Annotated in this window: 16 protein-coding genes and 1 pseudogene; 11 read left to right on the top strand and 6 right to left on the bottom strand. The window is 71.4% G+C overall.

Annotated elements, in window-relative coordinates:
* Window position 1: 1 nt before the first annotated feature.
* Complete coding sequence (locus tag ACBJ59_RS29940) at window positions 2-3,244, bottom strand: BTAD domain-containing putative transcriptional regulator (protein WP_375113548.1); 3,243 nt, start codon at window positions 3,242-3,244, stop codon at window positions 2-4.
* Window positions 3,245-3,467: 223 nt separating this feature from the next.
* On the opposite strand from ACBJ59_RS29940, the gene ACBJ59_RS29945 reads away from it, so the two are divergent.
* Together ACBJ59_RS29945 and ACBJ59_RS29950 are read left to right on the top strand one after the other, a co-directional pair.
* A complete protein-coding gene (locus ACBJ59_RS29945; protein ID WP_375113549.1) occupies window positions 3,468-3,836 on the top strand; it encodes a hypothetical protein in 369 nt (122 codons plus the stop codon).
* 112 nt (window positions 3,837-3,948) lie between these two features.
* Window positions 3,949-4,773 carry a hypothetical protein gene (locus tag ACBJ59_RS29950; RefSeq protein WP_375113550.1) on the top strand — a complete coding sequence of 275 codons (825 nt, stop codon included), beginning with the start codon at window positions 3,949-3,951 and terminating at the stop codon, window positions 4,771-4,773.
* 240 nt (window positions 4,774-5,013) lie between these two features.
* On the opposite strand, the gene ACBJ59_RS29955 is transcribed toward ACBJ59_RS29950, so the two are convergent.
* Both ACBJ59_RS29955 and ACBJ59_RS29960 read right to left on the bottom strand, forming a co-directional pair.
* Window positions 5,014-5,745 carry a response regulator gene (locus ACBJ59_RS29955; RefSeq protein WP_375113551.1) on the bottom strand — a complete coding sequence of 244 codons (732 nt, stop codon included), beginning with the start codon at window positions 5,743-5,745 and terminating at the stop codon, window positions 5,014-5,016.
* Window positions 5,742-6,983 carry a sensor histidine kinase gene (locus ACBJ59_RS29960; protein WP_375113552.1) on the bottom strand — a complete coding sequence of 414 codons (1,242 nt, stop codon included), beginning with the start codon at window positions 6,981-6,983 and terminating at the stop codon, window positions 5,742-5,744. The genes ACBJ59_RS29955 and ACBJ59_RS29960 overlap by 4 nt, the downstream gene beginning before the upstream one ends.
* A gap of 217 nt (window positions 6,984-7,200) precedes the next feature.
* Between ACBJ59_RS29960 and ACBJ59_RS29965 the strand changes: the two genes are divergently transcribed.
* The 6 genes from ACBJ59_RS29965 (at window position 7,201) to ACBJ59_RS29990 (ending at window position 13,177) form a co-directional block, all read left to right on the top strand.
* Window positions 7,201-8,811: a hypothetical protein gene (locus ACBJ59_RS29965; RefSeq protein WP_375113553.1), complete on the top strand. Its 1,611-nt coding sequence runs from the start codon at window positions 7,201-7,203 to the stop codon at window positions 8,809-8,811.
* On the top strand, window positions 8,808-9,266 hold the full coding sequence (locus ACBJ59_RS29970; RefSeq protein ID WP_375113554.1) for a hypothetical protein: 459 nt from the start codon (window positions 8,808-8,810) through the stop codon (window positions 9,264-9,266). Before ACBJ59_RS29965 ends, ACBJ59_RS29970 begins: the two co-directional genes overlap by 4 nt.
* A gap of 33 nt (window positions 9,267-9,299) precedes the next feature.
* On the top strand, window positions 9,300-10,469 hold the full coding sequence (locus ACBJ59_RS29975) for a hypothetical protein (protein ID WP_375113555.1): 1,170 nt from the start codon (window positions 9,300-9,302) through the stop codon (window positions 10,467-10,469).
* Between the two features lie 4 nt (window positions 10,470-10,473).
* Window positions 10,474-11,118 carry a hypothetical protein gene (locus ACBJ59_RS29980; RefSeq protein WP_375113556.1) on the top strand — a complete coding sequence of 215 codons (645 nt, stop codon included), beginning with the start codon at window positions 10,474-10,476 and terminating at the stop codon, window positions 11,116-11,118.
* A 301-nt stretch (window positions 11,119-11,419) separates the two neighbouring features.
* A complete protein-coding gene (locus tag ACBJ59_RS29985; RefSeq protein WP_375113557.1) occupies window positions 11,420-12,265 on the top strand; it encodes an alpha/beta fold hydrolase in 846 nt (281 codons plus the stop codon).
* A 240-nt stretch (window positions 12,266-12,505) separates the two neighbouring features.
* Window positions 12,506-13,177, top strand: a complete 672-nt coding sequence (locus ACBJ59_RS29990; protein WP_375113558.1) for a TetR/AcrR family transcriptional regulator — start codon at window positions 12,506-12,508, stop codon at window positions 13,175-13,177.
* Window positions 13,178-13,308: 131 nt separating this feature from the next.
* Here ACBJ59_RS29990 and ACBJ59_RS29995 read toward each other — a convergent pair whose 3' ends face one another.
* Window positions 13,309-14,034, bottom strand: a complete 726-nt coding sequence (locus ACBJ59_RS29995) for a DUF1684 domain-containing protein (protein ID WP_375113559.1) — start codon at window positions 14,032-14,034, stop codon at window positions 13,309-13,311.
* Between the two features lie 31 nt (window positions 14,035-14,065).
* Complete coding sequence (locus ACBJ59_RS30000) at window positions 14,066-15,532, bottom strand: MFS transporter (protein ID WP_375113560.1); 1,467 nt, start codon at window positions 15,530-15,532, stop codon at window positions 14,066-14,068.
* 303 nt (window positions 15,533-15,835) lie between these two features.
* Here ACBJ59_RS30000 and ACBJ59_RS30005 point away from each other — a divergent pair.
* A pseudogene (locus ACBJ59_RS30005) lies at window positions 15,836-16,197 on the top strand (helix-turn-helix domain-containing protein); the annotation flags it as partial.
* Between the two features lie 312 nt (window positions 16,198-16,509).
* Here ACBJ59_RS30005 and ACBJ59_RS30010 read toward each other — a convergent pair.
* The gene (locus ACBJ59_RS30010; RefSeq protein WP_375113561.1) at window positions 16,510-17,313 is read right to left on the bottom strand and encodes an SDR family NAD(P)-dependent oxidoreductase; all 804 of its coding nucleotides are present in this window, start codon (window positions 17,311-17,313) and stop codon (window positions 16,510-16,512) included.
* Window positions 17,314-17,396: 83 nt separating this feature from the next.
* On the opposite strand from ACBJ59_RS30010, the gene ACBJ59_RS30015 reads away from it, so the two are divergent.
* Window positions 17,397-18,062 (top strand): TetR/AcrR family transcriptional regulator, encoded by a 666-nt coding sequence (locus tag ACBJ59_RS30015; RefSeq protein WP_375113562.1) that lies wholly within the window; start codon window positions 17,397-17,399, stop codon window positions 18,060-18,062.
* A 143-nt stretch (window positions 18,063-18,205) separates the two neighbouring features.
* Window positions 18,206-18,805, top strand: a complete 600-nt coding sequence (locus ACBJ59_RS30020; RefSeq protein WP_375113563.1) for an RICIN domain-containing protein — start codon at window positions 18,206-18,208, stop codon at window positions 18,803-18,805.
* Window positions 18,806-18,922: the final 117 nt, after the last annotated feature.

Raw genomic sequence — 18,922 nt, forward strand, 5'->3', positions numbered from 1 at the left:
CTCAGCGTTCCAGGGATCGTTCGGCGAGCGCCGGCGAGCCTGCCCGCCCTTCACCCGCGAGCCGGGCGTCCAGCGTTCGCACGCCATTCTCGTGCGAGATCCCGCGGAACAGCTCGCGGGCCTCTTCCCAGACGGCCCTCGCCGTGCCGTGGTCGCCGGCGGCGGCGTGGGCGTCGCCGAGGGTCCGGAGCGTCCGCGCCAGGTAGGGGATCGAGCCGCGGGTGCGCCACACCCGGACCGAACGTTCGAGGGTGGCGATGGCGGCGGGCAGGTCTCCTTCGGCCAGGTCCAGCTCTCCTAGAACGCCGAGCGAGTCGGCGAGATAATGGCCGAAGTTGCCGTTCTCGCTGTGGGCCAGCGTCAGTTCGGCGGTCGCCCTGGCCCGCTCGTCGCCGACCTTGGCGAACAGCTTCGAGAGGTAGAGCAGCGAGAACGTCTCCAGATAGCGGTAGTTCAACCGCCGTGCCATTGTCAGCGACCTCTCCAGCAGTTCCTGGCCGCCCGCGATGTCACCGCAGAACGATTTCGCCGCGCCGAGGAACTGGGTGACCGTCGTGGTGTAGTGAGCGTTGCCGAGCGCCTCGGCGACTTTCACCGCCTGCTCCAGCACGATGTGCGCGGCCTGCGGGTCGTCCTCGCCGTGGATGATCGCCAGCACGTGATAGGCCCGTGCCTGGCCGCCGAGGTAGTCCGCGTCGGCGGCCGTCCGCAGAGCGCGCTCCGCCAGGGCGAGCGCTTGCGCACTGCCGTTCCCGTCGGCCGTCAGGCTCCAGGCCAGGGAGGCCAGGCTGTCGGCCATCCCGACCGGATCGTTCAGCATGGTGAACAGGTCGAGGAGCTGCGAAGCGCCGGCCCGCATCCGTGTCATCGCCGGTCCGGGGCCCGGCGGTGAGTTCCAGGTGGTGACCTCCAGGAGGCCGCGCATCAGCACGGCCTCGCCGCGCCTGTCGCCGGTCTCGCGGCACAGCGCGAGCGCCTGTTCGTGCATGCGCTGCCAGCCGTCGTACAAGCCGCGCACGTTGAGGTACGTCTCGGTGGACCCCGCGAGGTCCCATGCGAGTTGGGTCAGGCGCGCCTCGCACGCTTGGGCGACCCCCGCCATCAGCGCGCCGTGCTCCGCGCCGAACCAGGCCATCGGGTCGGCCAGCAGCGGGCCGGAGTCCGCCGCGGGCAGCCGCCAGCGCGGCGCGCGGCTGTGCATGAGCGCGTAGCAGGGGCCCGGGACGTGCTCCGCCGCGACCTCCGCCAGCGCCAGCCAGGCACCCAGGGCCCGCTGGAGCGCGGCCAGGCGCTCGGATTCGGAATCCTCGCGCTGCGCCCGCTCACGCGCGTACAACCGGATCAGGTCGTGGAACCGATACCTGAGCCGGCCCGTCTCGTCCGTCCCGGTGAGGTTCAGCAGATGAGCGTCGACCAGGGTTTCGATCTCACGTTCCGCCTGCCGCACCGGCACGTCCAGGAGGGCCGCCACCGCCCAGGAGGCGAAATCGGGCGCGTCGAGCAGCCCGGCCAGCCGGAAGGCCCGCCGCGTGCCCGCGGGCAGCATCCGGTAGCTCATCTCGAATCCCGCGCGGATGTCGAGGTCGCCCGCCACCAGTTCGTCCAGCCGGTGCCGTTCCTCCCCGAGGACGCCGGCGAGGTGGGACAGACTCCATTGCCTTCTGCCGAGGAGCCTGGCCGCCGAGATGCGGACCGCCAGCGGGACCCGGCCGCACAGCCGGGTGATCTCCAGTGCCGCGTACGGGTCGTCCTGGACGCGTTCGTCGCCGACGATCCTCCTCAGCAGGTCCATGGCCTGGCCCGACGGCAGGACGTCGAGTTCCAGCAGGCTCGCGCCCTCGAGACCGACCAGCCGGACACGTCCGGTGAGGAGCACGGCCGTGCCGGGGGCCCCGGGCAGGAGCGGCCGCACCTGCTTCTCCCGGGCGACATCGTCGAGCAGGATGAGTATTCTGCGTCCGGCCAGACAGCTCCGGTAAAGCGCCACGCGTTCTTCCAGGGATTCGGGTATCCCGGTGGGGCTGACGCCCAGTGCGAACAGGAACCGGCTGAGCACGTCCTCTGGACGGGCAGGGTCCGCGGAGGCGCCGCGCAGGTCCGCATAGAGCTGGCCGTCGGGAAAGCGATCCGCGACCCGGTGCGCGACATGCACCGCGAGCGTGGTCTTGCCCAGGCCCCCCAGACCCGCGATGCTGGCCAAGGCGACGGTGCCCGGCCGCGGCTTGGTGAGGGCCTCGGTGAGGTTCGCCACCTCGTCGTCCCTGCCGGTGAAATCCGCGATGTCCGGCGGCAACTCGGCTGGAGCGGGAGCGGCTTGAGGCTCAGGCATCGGAGCCGGGACATGGACGGGACGGTCGGCGGACAGGGCCCACACGTGCGCGTGCCGGACTTTCCCGCTCAGCTCGATGCCCAGTTCGTCCGGCAGGTGCGCGGCACGTTCGCGGCACGCCCGTGAGGCCTCCGCAGGGGAACCCGTGATCGTCGCCATGACGCGAGGAACGAGGTCGAGTGAAGGGTCCTGCGTGAGGATCCGCTGATGCATGTCGTGCAGCTCTCCGGCCGGGTCCAGACCGGTCTCCTCGATCAGGGTCTTGCGGGCACGCGCGTATTCGGCGAGCGCGTCCGCCCGCCGGCCACAGCGGTACAGCGCCAGCATCAGCTGCGCGCGCAGCCGCTCCCGTAGCGGGTACTCGCTGGTGAGCGCGGTCAGCTCGCCCAACAGCCTGGCGTGGCGGCCCAGCCTCAGGTCCGCGGCGATCCGCGACTGCAGGACCGACAGGCGGACCTCGTCCAGCCGCGAGGCCTCCGCGGCCAGCATCGGGACATCGGTCATGCCGGCGAACGCGGGCCCGCGCCAGAGGCTCAGCGCCTCGTGCAGGCGGTGGGTCGCCTCCGCCGGCTCACCGGCGGCCGCCACCGCCTGCCCTGAGCCGGCCAGGTTCTCGAACCTCGCCGCGTCCAGCTCGTCCCCGTCCACCGGGATCAGGTAGCCGGTGCCCTGCCGCACCACGAGAGCCGGGTCGCCCAGGTGCCGCCGGAGCCGGTGGACGTAGGTCTGCACGTTCTTGGTGGCGCTCTTCGGAGGGGTGTCCCCCCACAGCGCCACGACGAGTTGATCTTCCGAAACCGGGCAACCCGCTTGGCACAGCAGAACCGCCAACAGCACCCGCGCCTTGGGCGTGCCCAGATCGACCTGCTCACCCGCGCGCCATGCCGTCAGCGGACCCAGTATCCCAAACTCCATAGTGCTCCCTTGGCTGGACGCACTGTAAACCCGGACGGCCTGCTTAGTCGGTCCACTCGGTCAAGAAACCCTGGCGAATCTTTCTCGCCCGGCCCTCGGTCCCTGACGGCATCGGTGCCGAACGCGCCTGACCTCGAACCGCGACCGGCCATGGCGTCGTCCGCCCTTCCCCCTGGACGCCGTACCACGACGCCGCCGGGTGACCAGGAGGCCAGGAGAGACGATGAACCCGCTCAAAATGGTCACCGTCGGCATCGCCGCCGCGGTGGCGAGCGTCATTCTCGCGCAACCGGCCTTGGCGGCGAGTTCTCAACGGGATGTCGGCGACGGGATCGTCCGCTACGCCGACCCTGCCAACGAGCTGTGCGTCCGGGCGGACGACACCACGGGAACGGCCTGGGTGGAGGTGACCCTGACCCGCCCGGGTGTGATCGGAAAGCCCATCGTCATCAGAGATGACAACATCCGGCACCCCGGCGCCACCTGTGCGGTGCTCCCCGCCTTCGAAGACGTCACCTACCGGGCCGATTACGAGAGCTACTGGAGCGGGCGAGGCACCGTCCTGCGCGGGACGTTCCAATTCGGGATCTGACGCTCCGGCAGGGTCCTCCGTGGCGACGGTCGCCGCAGGGTCCACGCTCGCCGGAGCGCTGCCGGCACAGGCGTTTCCGGTTCGTGATCTATATCCAGGATGATCGCGCCTCGTGAAGCAAGCGATCATGGGCGTCACCGCCGGCGCCGCCCTCCTCTTGACCGCCACGCCCGCCGTGGCCGCCCCCAAGGACCCGCTCGCGGCGCTGCGGGCGCAGCTCGTGGCGGGCAAGGGCGTGTCGTTCTCGTTCCGCATGTACGGACAGTCCACGCCCCTCACGCAGACCGGCCGCCTGCAGTTCGGCAAGAAGGGCATCGCGGCCTCCGACATCACCGGCAAGCTCGCCACCGGCGACGACGAGAAGCCGGCCGACGACTTCGGCGGCGGCGCGGACCCGAGCGCCCTGGCCACCGCCATGGGCAAGCCGGAGCGCACGATCCGCATCGGCCGGACGTCCTACGTCAGGGGCGGCCCGATGAGCGCGGGCCTGCCCGAGGGCAAGACGTGGTACAAGCAGTCGCCGGGTTGGACGAGCGGCATGACCGCCCTCTTCGGCGGCTTCGTCAACGCGGCCGACCCGAGCACGTTGAAGGTGCTGCTGGCGCGCTCCAAGCGGAGCGGGTCGACGTACAAGGGGTCGATGAGCGTCAAGGACCTGCTGAAGGCCTCGGACTGGTCCCGCGCCACCATGTGGTGGAAGCTCGACTCCGGTGTGAAGGTGAACTGGACGCTCGCCGTCGGCTCCTCGGGCCTGCCGGTCAAGCTGACCACGCGGCTGGAGAACAAGAAGACCGGCGTGAGCAAGACCGCGATGGAGATGCGCTACACCAAGTGGGGCGCCAAGGTCTCGATCAAGGCCCCGGCCGCGAGCACGGTGACCACCAAGCTCGACTCGGAGAAGGCCGCACTCCAGCTCCCCCCGGCGCCCAAGCGCTGATCACGGCATGCGAGGCAACGTGCCTTCACCGCCGGTCAACGGGCCTTGCGTGCGGCCCGTCCGCTCGTGACCTTTTGATCCGGCGGGCCCCTCGCCGGGCTACCGGTTGAAGCCGGCAATCGCCCTCGAGTTGTCCCTGCCGAACCACAGGCGGCCGTCGGTCTGTTCAGGGAATACGGCTGGTATACGAGCGCTGGATCGACGAGACGGCTTGGGTCACGGTCGGCGTCCCGTACAAGATCAAGGCTCGCGGCGGGTTGCCTCTCGGCGGCGCCTGACCCGCCCGCCCTGGTCCTCTCCGGGATCGGGATGAGCGGGGGCCTGGCCGACGAGGCCATTGAGGTGGGCGTAGGCGACCGCGTGCACCCGGTCCCGCAGGTTCAGCTTGGTCAGGATGCGCGACACGTGCGTCTTGACGGTCTCGTCGCCGATCCCGAGACGGCCGGCGATCTCGGCGTTGCTGTACGCCCCGGCGAGCAGCAGCAGTACCTCGCGTTCCCGCGTGGTGAGAAGGTCCAGGTCGGCCGAAGCGGGAGGCGGGGCGATGCCGTCGGCCAGACGGGCGCTGAGGCGGCGGGTCACCGAGGGGTCGATGAGGGCGTCGCCGCGGGCGGCCACCCGGACGGCCGCGATCAGCTCCTCCGGCGGGAGGCTCTTCAGCAGGAAGCCGCTGGCTCCTGCCCGAAGGGCGCGGTGGACGTACGTGTCGTGGTCGTAGGTGGTCAGCAGGATGACCTTGGTGGCGTTGGCCGGGTCTGCGAGGATCTCCTCCGTGGCGCGCAGGCCGTCGAGCCGCGGCATGCGGATGTCGATGATCGCGACGTCGGGACGCAGCCGGAGCACGTCGGTCACAGCGGCCCGGCCGTCCGACGCCTCGCCCACGCAGGTGAGGTCGGGCTGGGTGCCCAGGACGGCGCGCAGACCGGAGCGGAACATGGCATGGTCGTCGGCGATCAGGACGCGCAAGGTCATGAGGGGCTCAGGGGGAACGTCGCGGTGGTGGTCCAGGTCCTGCCGTCGGGTGCGGGTCCGTAGCTGGTGTGGCCCGCGAACACGGCGGTACGGCTGCGGATCCCCTGCAGCCCCCGGTGCGGCGAGTCCGGCCGGGAGCGCGCCCGCGTGCCGAGGAGGTTGGAGGTGGTCACGGTGAGGCTGGAGGGGTCGTGGCGCAGCTCGACCTCCGCGACACCGCCGGCGCCGTGCCGCAGGGCGTTGGCGAGCATCTCCTGCACCACCCGGTACACGGCGATGTCCAGCGACTCCGGCAGCGGGGACGGTGCGCCGTGGACGGTCACCCGCGCCCGCAGGCCGACGGCGCGGAGGGTGTCGAGGAGTTCGGGGAGGTTGTCCAGCCCGGGCTGGCTGTCCTCCCCCGACGGGTGGCCGTGCAGGACGTCCAGCAGCCGTCGCAGGTCGAGCATCGCCGCCCGGCTGGAGGTCTCCACGGCGGTCAGCGACTCCGCCAGGTCGGGAGCGCCCGGCGCCGCCGCGGCCCGCAACCGGGCCACCCCGGCGTGGACGCCGATGGCGCTCACGTGGTGGGAGATCACGTCGTGCAGGTCGCGGGCGATGCCGGCGCGCTCCTCCGCGATGGCCGCGGCCAGGGCCTGCCGCGCCTCCGCCTTCTCCCGCTCGGAGCGTTGTTCCAGCTCGGCGATGTACGCGCGTCGGGCGGTGGTGTACCGGCCGACGAGCCAGGGCAGCAACGCGCTGGCCATGGGGGCGAGCAGGAGGAGCTCCTGTGCGAAGTCCGCCCCGCTGAGGATCGGTCTCGCGAGGGTCCCCGCGGTCAGGCAGAGCAGGGCCACCACCGCCGGCCACCGGTCCAGCCAGGCACCCGCCCGGTAGGCGGAGATGAGCATGCCCGCGCTGTTCAGCGAGGGCGGCAGAGCGGCTTCGGGGCGCAACAACGTGCCCGCCACCTGGACCGTCGCCTGAGCGACGGCCACCACTCCCGACAGCCGCGGCGCGCTGGCCAGGCCGGCGTCCACCACGACGATCGCCGCCAGCATGGCCCAGCGCCATCCCGCCGGAAACGCGGGGGAACCGGTGGAGTGGGCGAAGGTGAGGGCGTCCACCACCAAGGTGACCGCGGCGATCCCGATCGCCTGACGGGTCAGAGGCCCATTGACGTCGCGGATGCGGACGGACCCGGCACCAGGCCCGTCACGTCCCTCCCTGTCGGGCACCGGCATCCCTTCCTCGTTCACGAGCTCCCATGATGCCTGGTCGGCGGCGGTGGCCGAGTCCCCCGCCCGGGGGACCCGCCTCCCCTGGCGCCGTGACGACAGCGGCGGGCGGCCTCCCTAGGCTGCCCGCACGATGAACGACTCCGCCGCTCGTACGAGGGATTACGCCGGGTTCCCGCGCACGGCTCCTCATCTCCCACCTGTCCTGGTTGTCCGGCCCGGGGAGCCTGCCCGGCCGATGCGGCGCCGCCTCGGTGCCGCGCTCGCCGTCGTGCTGACCGCCGTGGCCCTGACGCTCGCCATGAGCCCACGGGCCGGGGCGGACTCCACCGGCGGCGGCGACGTGCAGGTCGCCCAGACGCTCGGCGACCGGGAGCTGACCGTCATCCTGCGCCGGATCACCGGGGTGCCCGGACCGCTGCACGTGGACGTGTTCACCCACGCGGGCACGCCCGCCGGCGCCCTCGACCTGGCGGCGGTACCCACGGGGGTGTCCTCCTCCGCGTCGGCGGCCTCGGCGTCCGGCACGGTCGTCGACACCGCCGTGGTCACGCTGGGGAGCCGGCCGGGGACCTACTCCGCGGTGCTGGACGTCACCCAGGCCGGCCCGTGGGAGCTGTCGCTCAGCGACGGGCGGCGGGCCGCGACGATTCCGTTCATCGTGCCGAAGCAGACCGCCTCGCCCGCGGAGACCGCGGCCTACCTGGGCTTCTCCGGCGCCGGGGGGCTCATCCTCGTCGCTGTCCTGGTCGCCGTACGGGCGCGGCGCGGCTGGTGGACGCTGGTGCCGGGCGGCGGGCTGGTCGCCTGCCTGGCCGTCGCGGTCACCGGCGCGCTGCTGTCGTCCCAGCTGCCGCTGCCGCCGTCTCAGGGCGGCCAGGTGGCCGCCACGATCGACAGCGTCAACGATCCCTACGCCTCCGTCGGGCAGCAGACCAGCGACTACTCGCGCCCGCCCGCCACGCTGCTGCTGTCGTCCTCCACGAACCGCGCGGGCGAGGTCGCCGAGCTGCGGCTGACCCTGTCGGACGCCGCCACCGGCCTGCCCCTGGACGACGTCGTCGTCCACGACGGCGCGCTGATGCACCTGCTGGCCATCGGCCCCTCGGGACAGCTGTGGCACCTGCACCCCGTACGGACCGGACCCGGCGAATTCGAGGTCCCCTTGTCACTGCCCGAGGCAGGCCACTACGCGGTCTCCGCCGAGTTCGCCCGCCGGGGCGGCGGCGTCCAGCAGCTGCGCTCCGCCACCGGCATCGACGCGGTGTCCGGCTCCGGCGCGCGGACCACGGCCGGCGACGCTCCGGCGCGGGCGGGGACCGGTTCGCGGACCGTGGCCGGGGTCGAGGTACGGCTGTCCGCGTCGTCGCTGGTGGCGGGCAAGGCCACCGTCCTGACCGCCCGCGTGGGAGACACGGCGACCCTGCAGCCCTGGCTCGGCATGCTCGGCCACCTGATCGTCGCCGGTCCGCTCTCACCCACGGCAGCGGTGGGGGCGGCGACGCAGAACGCCCAGCTGTGGGCCCACTCCCACTCCATGGGCGCGCTGCCGGACAGCGCTCACGACATGAGCGGCACGCAGGAGACGCCGCACGTGGGGACGCACTCGTCGCCGGCATCGTCCTCCGCCCCCTCCGCGGAGACACACTCGATGAGCGGGCTGACCTCCCTCAACGGCGACAGCACCGTGGATGAGACCGTCGCCGCCTACGGCCCCGACGTCGCCTTCGTCTACACCTTCCCGGCCGCCGGCCACTACCGGATCTGGATCCAGGCCGAGCGCGACAACACCATCCTGACCGTTCCCTACCTGCTCCACGTCACCGGCACGGAGGACAGGACACCATGAGCCCGTCCGGTCGGCGATCCCTGGTAGCCGCGGTGGTCGTGGCGGCGATCATGCTCACCGCGCTGTCGGTCCATGCCCTGTGGGCGCCGTGGTCAGGCGGGACGCGGCCCGCGTCCGACTCCGCCCCGCAGGGCGCGGTGACCCTCACCGGCGGCACCGCCCACGACGTGGTGACCCTGACGGTCTCCGCGCCCGTCACCGGAGTCACCCCCGTCCATGTCCGCCTCGTACCGCGCGAGGCGACCGTCCGGTCACCACCGGTCGTCACGGTCTCCGCGGTGCTGCCCACCGCGGGCCACGCGGTACCCGGCCTCCCCGCCGTACGCGTCTCCGGCGACAGCTACCACGTGGCCGGCCTTCCGCTGATGATGGCCGGCCGGTGGGAGTTCCTGGTCGCCGTGGACGGCGACGGCCGTCACGAGCGGCTCGTCTTCCCGCTCACGGTCTCCCCCTGATCGCGCACACCCGTTCCGAGAAAGGCATCTCCGATGGATCCTGTTCCCGCACCCGCGCCGGCCGGACCAGGCGGGCCCGCCCCGTCCGACCGGCTGCCCGCCGCCGTGGCCGGCGCGTACACCGTGCTGGCCGGAACGCTGCTGTCGACGGTCGGCCTCAGCTGGGACGTGCAGTGGCACATCGAGGTCGGCCCGGACACCTTCTTCACCCTGCCCCATCTGCTCCTGTACTCCGGCAGCGCCATCGCCGGCATCGCCGGCCTGGTGATGGTGCTCCGCGCCACCTTCGCCCAACGGGCCGGGCGCCCCGCCGACCCCGCCGCCGGCGGCAGTCCGGTCCGGGTTCTCGGCGGCACGTTCACCGCGCCCCTGGGATACCTCGTCGCCGGGACCGGGGGCGCGCTGTTCCTGCTCTACGGCCTGCTCGACCTGTGGTGGCACTCCCTGTACGGCTTCGACGCCGTACAGGACTCCCCGCCCCACGTCGCCCTGTTCATCTCCATCAGCCTGACCATGGTCGGCAGCGTCATCGTCTTCGCCGCCGCCCGCGCGCGGCGCTGGGGGCGGATCGGGCTCATCGTCAGCATCCCCGTGCTGATGACGTTCGCCCCGATCACCACGTACGCGTTCCAGAGAATGCCCCTTCCCATCGACCCCAGGCTCGCGGGCACCGTCTTCTTCGCCGTCTGCTTCGTGCTCATGGGAGCGATCACCTTGCGGCACCGGCGGGTGGCTCTGTCCATCGCGGTCGTCCTCGGCGCCATGCAGCTGTTTCTCTGGTGGTTCTCGCCGTGGGCCGCGAGGGTCTACGCGGACTACGTCGGGCTGCCTCTGCGGGACAACCTCAGGGAGATGGCGCCCGTGCTCCCGGCCGGCATACCGATGTTCATGCTCGCCGCGGCCCTGGTGATGGAGGGGCTGCTCCGGCTGGGGCGCGGGCGGGGCTGGTCGGCCCGCCGGCTGCCGCAGCTCGTCGGCGCCGCCGGGGGCGTGGTGGTGAGCCTGTCCATGCTCGTGCAGACGTCGATGCTGCGCGGAGGGATGGGGAGAGGGCCGATGGGCCAGGCCACCACATCGGCGACCACGGTGCTGATCGACGTGGTCCTCGGGCTGGCGCTCGGTGCCCTGGCCGGCTATCTCGCCGCCCGCTTCGCCGTACTGCTGCGCCTCAACACCCCCGCCGCCGACCAGGAAGGCCGCTGACCTGATGCACGTCCGTACGTACCTACCGCCCCGTCCGCGACAGGCCCGCGCCACGCGCTCCGCGCCGAAGCACCGCGTCCGCAACCTGCTCCTCGCCGCGTGCGTCATGGGAGTCGTGATCCCGGTCTCGGCCCCGTCCGCCCGGGCCCACGCGCCGGCGGGGCCCGAGCAGGCGTACGCGCCGGTCGAGGTCGTGCACACCGAGCGGGTGCAGGCCGGCCCGTACCACCTGACCGTGGGCTTCTCCACGTGGCCGCTGCGCGCCATGCAGTCGCTCGACTTCACCTTCGCCCCCGACGGGGGGCTGACCGGCAAATCCGGCACGCTCGGCATGACCGGCCCCGGCATGGAGGGAGGTGGGCGCGGGGCGGCCCCGCTGTCTCGCCATCCGCGCAAACGGGATGTTTGGGGCCTGGACATCCAGTCACTGTCCGCGGCCGGAAAGTGGAGCTTCACCTTCACCATCGACGGCCTCCAGGGACAGGGAACAGGCACCCTCGACAACGTCACGGTCCTCGATCAGCCCGGCCCGCCGCTGGCGCTGAGCTGGGCCCTCTGCACCCTGCCCGTCCTCGGGCTGATCGCCTTCCTGGCCGTCGCCTGGCGACGTCACCGGCCTTCCCGTCACCTCGCGACGCTGGGCATCTGACGAGGTGTTCGCCCGTGCGTACGCGACGCGGGGACCGCCGGCCAGGTAGAGGCAGGACCTGGCTGAGCGCTGTGAAACCACTGATGATGGTCCTGTGATCGACAACGGCAGCAGCGGCCACGGACGTCGGATTCACCCACGGGCCTGGGTCGGGCAGGCGCCGCTGCGATCTTGAGTTCGCCTGTGGGCCGCGCGCGCCGGCCAGCTTGGAGTCCGTGACGACCGGCTGGTCCGTGCCCGCCTCAATCCCCGCCCCCACGCCGTCATCCGCGAAGTGCGCACGATCCAAAAGGGAGCATTCATGTCCGCCACCTCCACTCTGGTGTTCGTTCACGGTTTCTGGCACGGCTCCTGGTGCTGGAGTGAAGTCGTCCCCCATGTGGTGGCCGCCGGGCGTCCGGCCGTCGCGGTGGACATGGCGGGGCACGGGCTGTACGCCCGCCGTCCTCGGTGGTTCACCGGACAGCCGTACAACCGTGAGGCGGTCCGCACAGAGGTCTCGCCCGTGGCGGACGTGAGCCTCGACGATGCGGCCGAGCTGCTGACTTCGCAGGTCAAGCGGATCGGCGGTGGCGAGCCGGTCACGGTGGTCGCCCACAGCGCGGCCGGGCCCGTACTGACCCGGGTGGCCCAGCGGACGCCCGAACTGGTGGCGCACGCGGTGTACCTGTCCGCGTACATGCCGGCATCCGACGTGCCGGCCGCCGCGTACACCCGGCTGCCGGAGGCCGCCGACGACCAGGTCGCGCCGTTGTTACAGGGCGACCCGGCCCGGACAGGCGCGCTGCGGCTCGACTTGGCCACGGACGACGCGGCCTACCGGCAGGGGCTCTACGAGGCGTTCTACGGTGACGTGGACCCGGTCCTCGCCGACGCCGCCACCGGCCTGCTGACGCCCGACGGTCCGATCGACATCATGCTGGGCACCACCACCCTGACCCACGACGGCTGGGGATCGGTGCGGCGCACGTACCTCACCTGCACGCGGGACATGGCGATCCGGCCCGGCGTGCAGGCGAAGTTCATCTCCGAGGCCGACGCGGCCTTTCCCGACAACCCGACCTCCGTCGTCGCGCTCGACGCCTCCCACTCGCCGTTCCTGTCCATGCCCGGCGAGCTGGCCGGCGTCATCACCCCGCTCGGCTGACACGGAGCCCTTCAGCCAACGCGGCTCGAGGCGGCAGGACGTCTCCCCCGCAAGGCGTCGCCGAAGGCCGCCGGATCAAAGCTGCGGCGATCAAGGCCCGATCGGCGGTTGATACAACGGGTTGTTGCATTTAGGACTCTAGATTCGGCGCTCCCTTAACACAACCGACTGTTGTCTTAATCCCTGGCTTAACGCATCCAAAAGTTGCCTCTAGGATTGGCGTCGCTCTAGCCTGGCCGTATGGCAGGAGAACCGCCGCAAGACGTTCAGCATCTGCACGCCGACGCCGCGACGGTTCGGCCGGGCGGCCGGACGGCGCGCGTGCGCGAAGCCGTCATCGATGCCACCATCGCGGAGTTGAGCGAGGTCGGCTACGCCGCGCTGCGCGTCGATGCGGTGGCCGAGCGCGCCGGTGTCAACAAGACGACGATCTACCGCCGCTGGGGCAACAAGGTCGGCCTGGTGTCCACAGCCCTCATCGAGCGCCGCGGCCAGTTGGTGCCGCCCGCCGACACCGGCAGCCTGCGCGGGGATCTCATCGAGCTGCTCAACGAGATCCGGCTCGGCCTCAACGTCCCCTGGGTCGTCGCGCTGCAGCGCGAAGCCGGCCCGCGCACTGCCGCGAATGCCGACTTGTACGAACTCCTCGACAGGTTCTGGCCGGCCCGGTTCAAGGTCTCGGGAGTCGTCTTCGAGCGCGCCGTCGAACGCGGCGAACTACCCGCCGGCACCGACCCGGGCTTCCTACTGGAGATGGTCTCCGGGCCGCTCTACTTCCACTGGCTCATGCTCGGCCACCCGCTGGACGACGACTTCCTCGAGCGGGTGGCCGACTTCGTGCTCCATGGCGCGCAGGCCGGACCGCCGGGCGCGGGAGTGCCGGAGAGCGACGGCCGTACCCGCTCTGCTTGAAGCCGCCTTGCTCGAAGCGTTCGGTGATAGCAGGCACCCGGCCGGGGCTCGGCGACCTAGTGGCCGCCGGCCGGCTCGGCGGTCTCGTCCGCATGGCCGATCCGGTGCAGGTGGTGCCGCGCCGGTCCGCGTCAGTGGGGTGTCTTCTCTCCGGCCTCGATCGCGAAGGGCAGCCGGTTGCTCGATGGCGGTAGCGGGCAGATGGGGAAGTGCTCGCTGAACGCGCACGGCAGGTTGACGGCGCGGTTGAAGTCGCTGGTGGCGTCGGTGAAGACGGTGAGCAGCATTCCGTGCGAGCTGAGCACCTGGAGGGTGTGCTCGGTGCCCGCGTGCTCGAAGCGGACCAGGCCCGGCGTGTCGTGGGTGTGCGTGCCCCAGCCCACGGAGTCGAGCGTGATGGACGTCGGCGTGTCGAACCGTTCGAGGCGGCCAGGGAGTACCCACCTCTGGCTGGGCTCGTGGACGGGCACGCCGTCGAAGTCGTGCCGGGCCGGTGAGCTCGGGTCGTAGGTCACGATCAGGTACGTGCCGCGGTAGGTGATGCCCACCTCGAGCTCTCCGACGGTGACGCGGACGTCGTCCGGGGCGTCGGCGAGGGTGAACCGGCGTTCGGTGGTGAAGGTCTCGCCGTCGAAGGCCATCGGGACGCCCTGGGGGTCGACATGGATCGCGTCCCCGTGCTGCCACCACAGGCCGGGCAGCCCGGGATGGTTCCGGGGCGTGTCGTCGAGCCATTCGTGCGAGGTGGCGGCCAGCCGGCCCAGGGGCCGGGTGAGCCATCGCTCCCATCCGGCCCTCCACTCCTGCCAGGCGCGCGTGAACTCCTGCCGGCTGGTGGGAACGGGTGCGTCGCTCATGGTGGTTCTCCGGTTCCTCGTGTCGTTGCGGTCAGTGCGGGGTCGTGGTGGGGCGGGCCCAGGTGGCGAAGAGGGTCAGGGCGAGCAGGGGGAAGACGACCCCGGCGGTGAGTGCGGTCGCGATCGCCCCCGCTTCGCCGGCTCCGGCCGCGGCGGCGCCGTAGACGGTGGTCATCACGGCCAGGCCGAGCGCGCCGCCGAGCTGCTGCATGGCCTGATTGAGGCTGGAGGCGGCGCCGAGACGGGCCGGCGGCGCCTGGTGCATGATGACGGCGGTGAGCGGCGCGACGGTCAGCCCCGCGCCGAGGCCGAGCAGGACGAACGGCCCGAGCAGGCCGCCGGCGAAGGTGTCGGCGGCGTCGATCCGCGACATCCACACCAACCCCGCGAGCAGGGCGGACATCCCGAGGGAGCCGACGATCCGCTCTCCGTACCGCGGCACCAGGCGGCCGGTCAGCAGGTTCGTGACGAGCAGCGCGGCGCTGAAGGGCAGGACGGACAATCCCGTCTGCAGCGGGGTGAAGCCCAGCGCGTTCTGGGTGAACAGCGCGGCGAAGTAGAGGAAACCGACCTGACCTGCCGGAATCAGCATCATGGCGAGCAGCGGGGCCGCGCTGCGCATCCGTGTGAAGAACTCCAGCGGCACGACCGGGGCGGCGTGGCGCCGCTCGATGAGGACCAGGGCGAGCAGCCCGGCGATCGCCAGCGCGAACGGGACCAGGACCGGCGCGCCGGTCCAGCCGTGCGACTCGGCGTTGATGAGGCCGTAGACCAGGGCGGTCATGCCGGTCGTGGACGCGACGGCCCCGCCGACGTCGAGACGGGCCGGCGCGCGGGGCGCCTCCGGCACCAGCAGGCGTACCCCGACCAGGACGACCAGGCCGATGGGGACGTTGACGAACATCACCCATTCCCAGCCGAGGGAGGTGGTCAGCAGCCCGCCGAGCACCAGGCCGAGCCCGGCGCCGATGCCGATGGACAGCACGAACACGCTCATCGCCCGGGCGCGCTGGGGACCGGGCCTGGTGATCGACATCAGCAGCACGAGGGTGCCCGGCGCGGCCAGTGCCGCTCCCAGGCCCTGCAGGACGCGGGCGGCGATGAGCATCGCCGGCGTCGTGGCCGCACCGCCCAGCGCCGAGGCGACGGTGAAGACGGACACGCCGATCAGCAGGGCGCGGCGCGGCCCGATGATCGACCCCACCTTGCCGCTGAGCAGGACCAGACCGCCGAAGACCAGGGCGTAGGAGGTGACCACCCAGGACAGGCCGGTCGCGGAGAAGCCCAGCGCGTGGCGGATCTGCGGCAGCGCGACGTTCACCACGCTGCTGTCGATCACCAGGATGAGCTGGGTGAGGCACAGCACGATGACCGCCGGGTAGCGCAGCCGCTGTGTGGAGGGCGCCTGGTCGCCGCTCGCCGCCGGCCGCTGATCCGGCGGGGTGACGCGGTCGCGCCCCGGATCGTGCCCGGAGCTCTGGAGGGGTTGGGTGCTCACCGTGAGCGTCCTTTCTGACTGTGGCGGACTCTGGCCGCGGCGGGCGCGGACATGTGGTCGGCGCCCGGCTGTGCTCGGCGCCTGGCCGGCGTCGCACGGCTGGGAGTCTGCGTCACCCCAGGACGCGGACACACGAAAATTTGCCGATTCGGCAAGAGACGCCCTGCGGGAATGCGAGCGCACGCGTGGCCGGTTGACGCCGTCGCCGGACATCAGAGCCGTTTCCGGCTTCTTGCCTCGTTGCCGAGTCAGCATGGATGGCCACTGTGGACGACGATCTCGACGCCGCGCTGTCGGTCATGGGCCCGCGCGGGCATCTCGCAGAGCACCCTGTCGCGCCTGGAGAGCGGCGAGCGGCGGCCGAACCTCGAACTCCCGGCACCCAGGCGTACAAACTGATCATTCCTGGGGCGGCAGGCCCCGCCGACCCCGATCCACAGCGCCACGAAGGCTACGAGTGGCTGTACGTGCTCAACGGCCGGCTACGGCTCGTGCTCGGCGACCAGGACCTGACCCTGGGGCCAGGCGAGGTGGCCGAGTTCGACACGCATGTCCCGCACTGGATGGGCAACGCCGGGCCCACGCCGGTCGAGCTGCTCATCCTGTTCGGACCTCAGGGCGAACGCGCTCATGTACGCGCCCGGCCGCGCCCGAACGGCACCTGACGCGCGGGTGCCTCCGCTGAGACCCCCGCGACTCCCAACGGCGTAGCCGAAGGGCGGCGTCACCCTGAAAAGCATCGCGGAGACGATCACTCGGGCCTCGATCCGCCCCCGGTCTCCGGCTCTTGCACCCAGATTCAGCCCGTCTGGTCGCCCACCCACCCGGCACGGCTCGACGACCTGGAGCACGGCGACTACTTCGCCACGCCGGCCGGCCTCCTGTCCGCGCCTGGCGCGATACCGGGGACCGGCGGGGCGGGCCACCGCTGCCCGTCCCGCCCCGGAGACACAAAGGTCAGTGAGAACCGTGCGCGATCAACGGAACGCGGCCAGCGCGACCGGCTGCCACTTCTGCCACGTGGCAAGCCGCTCCTCGTACTCGGCCGCCACCGGCTCGAACGACCTGCCGAAGAAGATCCGCGCCGGCGGGTCGTCGGTGTCGGCCAACTCCAGGATCGGACCGCGCGTCGCCTTCGGGTCGCCCAGCTCCCACACGATATCGGTGGCCGTGCGGACCTCGGCGTAGTCGGGGTGCTCGGCACTGGTGCGGATGCTGCCGCCGCCGAAGTCGGTCGAGTACGGGCCGGGCTCCAGGCAGATCACGTCGATGCCGAAGTGCGCGACCTCCTTGCGCAGCGATTCCGACAGCCCTTCCACGGCCCACTTCGAGGCGTGGTAGGCGCCGATACCGGGGTACGCCCGGACGCCGCCCTCGCTGGTGACCTGGATGATCCGGCCGTGACCTTGCGCGCGCAGCACGGGCAGGACCGCCTGCGTCACCCAAAGTGTGCCGAAGAAGTTGGTCTCCATCTCGGCGCGGATCTCGCTCTCGGTCAGCTCCTCGACCATGCCGAAATGGCCGTAGCCGGCGTTGTTGATCACCACGTCCAGCGTGCCGAAGTGCTCGGACGCCTGTCGCACGGCGGCGAACACGGCCGCGCGGTCGGTGATGTCGAGCCGCAGGGGCAGCACGGCGTCGCCGTACTTCTCGGTGAGGGGGCGCAGGTGGTCGAGGTCACGTGCGGTGGCGGCGACCCGGTCGCCCCGCTCGAGGGCGGCCTCCGCCCACTCGCGGCCGAACCCCTTCGACGTGCCGGTGATGAACCACGTCTTGGACATCCTCTTCACCTCTCCACAATCGATGCCATCCATTGCAACAGTAGCATGGAATGCATTAATTCCTCTTATGCTATTCTTGCCGCATGGAGGGCAGGCGAGACAGGAAGAAGCGGCAGACCCGCGAACGGATCCAGACCGCGGCACTGGAGCTGTTCACGTCGCACGGCTATCGCAACACGACCATCGCGGCGATCGCCGAACACGCCGACGTCGCGACGCGGACCGTCACGCTGCACTTCCCCACCAAGGAAGACCTGCTGTTCGCCGACGACCCGTTCGCCCCGGAGACGCTGACCGCCCACCTCGGCAGCCGGCCCGGCACCGCCCTCGATGCCGTCGGCGAGTGGATGCGCGACACGATGCGCGCCCTCGACGAACGCGACGCCCAGCAGGGCCGCCAGCCGGGTGAGACGTGGTCCCTGCGCACCAAGCGCGCCACCCTGATAGCCGAGGACGAGGACCTCCGCGGCCGCGCCCGCGCGAGCTACTACGAACTGGAACGCCTGATCGCCGCCGCCATCGGCAAGGACCTGGGCCTACCGCCCGGCGCGCTGGCCCCGCGCCTGACCGCGTACACCGTGGTGGGCGGCCTGCGCGAGCTGTACATGACCCATGAGGCCCATCACCGCGACACCGCCACCGAGGAGTTGCTTCCCCTGGTGGACCGCGTATTGGACTTCGCCCGGGCAGGCCTGGCGACGCTCATGACCGAACCCCCGCTCCACTCGATCCCCGAGTCGCGCCGCTAGCGGCGTCGTCACTCGCCAGGACGAGGTCCCAGCGAGTGACGACGCCGTACGTGTCGCCAACTTGAGTAGGGATCTACTCATGCCTGCCGTGATCCCGAGGTCCAGCCTTCAAGGGACAAGAAGGACGCCGGAGGGAACGTGTCATGCACAATGACGTGAATCATCGATGGAGCGGCCGCCGAGCGCTGCTCGCCGTGCTCGTGGTCCTGTCTCTCGCCGTGCCCGTGTGGTGGCCCGCGCCGCCGGCCGTCGGCGCGGTGGCGAGGAGTGCGCAGGCAGCGGATACCTGGTCCTACCTCTTCGAGATCCGCCGACGTTTCCCCGCGCCGGAAACATGCGTGGACGTCGACAACGGCTACACCCACGACGGCGCCAACGTCAAGCAGTGGGCCTGCGCCAACGTGCCCCAGCAACGGTGGCAGTACCTCCGGGTGACGCCCGGCAGCGAGTGGTTCTTCATCCGCGCCCAGCACAGCGAAAAATGCCTGGACGTCGACAACGCGTACACCCACGACGGCGCGAACGTCAAGCAGTGGGCCTGCGGGAATGTCCCGCAGCAGATGTGGCGCTGGAAGTACGCCTACACCGACGCCTGGTGGAACACCTTCTATCACCTGGAGAACAGACACAGCAGCAAATGCCTCGACGTGGACAACGGCTGGACCCACAACGGCGCCAACATCCAGCAGTGGACCTGCGACCAGTACGCCGGTCAGCAGCTGTGGTACTTCCGGGCCGTGTAGCCGGCGCCGAGCACGCACACAGCACGAACCCGTGCGGAGGGGGTGGCGCCGGCCGCCGCCGACCTCACCCACCTCCGCCGACACCGGCCACCGCGCGTGGATCGCGTCGCCTCTGTC

Origin of the sequence: Nonomuraea sp. MTCD27 (assembly GCF_041950495.1) — a bacterium.
Classification (GTDB): Bacteria; Actinomycetota; Actinomycetes; order Streptosporangiales; family Streptosporangiaceae; genus Nonomuraea.

Coding starts and splice junctions, on each gene's coding strand:
- ACBJ59_RS30010 (WP_375113561.1), bottom strand. CDS start 17,313: ATGTCCAAGACGTGGTTCATCACCGGCACGTCGAAGGGGTTCGGCCGC.
- ACBJ59_RS29940 (WP_375113548.1), bottom strand. CDS start 3,244: ATGGAGTTTGGGATACTGGGTCCGCTGACGGCATGGCGCGCGGGTGAG.
- ACBJ59_RS29955 (WP_375113551.1), bottom strand. CDS start 5,745: ATGACCTTGCGCGTCCTGATCGCCGACGACCATGCCATGTTCCGCTCC.
- ACBJ59_RS29995 (WP_375113559.1), bottom strand. CDS start 14,034: ATGAGCGACGCACCCGTTCCCACCAGCCGGCAGGAGTTCACGCGCGCC.
- ACBJ59_RS29980 (WP_375113556.1), top strand. CDS start 10,474: ATGCACGTCCGTACGTACCTACCGCCCCGTCCGCGACAGGCCCGCGCC.
- ACBJ59_RS29985 (WP_375113557.1), top strand. CDS start 11,420: ATGTCCGCCACCTCCACTCTGGTGTTCGTTCACGGTTTCTGGCACGGC.
- ACBJ59_RS29970 (WP_375113554.1), top strand. CDS start 8,808: ATGAGCCCGTCCGGTCGGCGATCCCTGGTAGCCGCGGTGGTCGTGGCG.
- ACBJ59_RS30020 (WP_375113563.1), top strand. CDS start 18,206: ATGCACAATGACGTGAATCATCGATGGAGCGGCCGCCGAGCGCTGCTC.
- ACBJ59_RS29965 (WP_375113553.1), top strand. CDS start 7,201: ATGCGGCGCCGCCTCGGTGCCGCGCTCGCCGTCGTGCTGACCGCCGTG.
- ACBJ59_RS30015 (WP_375113562.1), top strand. CDS start 17,397: ATGGAGGGCAGGCGAGACAGGAAGAAGCGGCAGACCCGCGAACGGATC.
- ACBJ59_RS29990 (WP_375113558.1), top strand. CDS start 12,506: ATGGCAGGAGAACCGCCGCAAGACGTTCAGCATCTGCACGCCGACGCC.
- ACBJ59_RS29975 (WP_375113555.1), top strand. CDS start 9,300: ATGGATCCTGTTCCCGCACCCGCGCCGGCCGGACCAGGCGGGCCCGCC.
- ACBJ59_RS29945 (WP_375113549.1), top strand. CDS start 3,468: ATGAACCCGCTCAAAATGGTCACCGTCGGCATCGCCGCCGCGGTGGCG.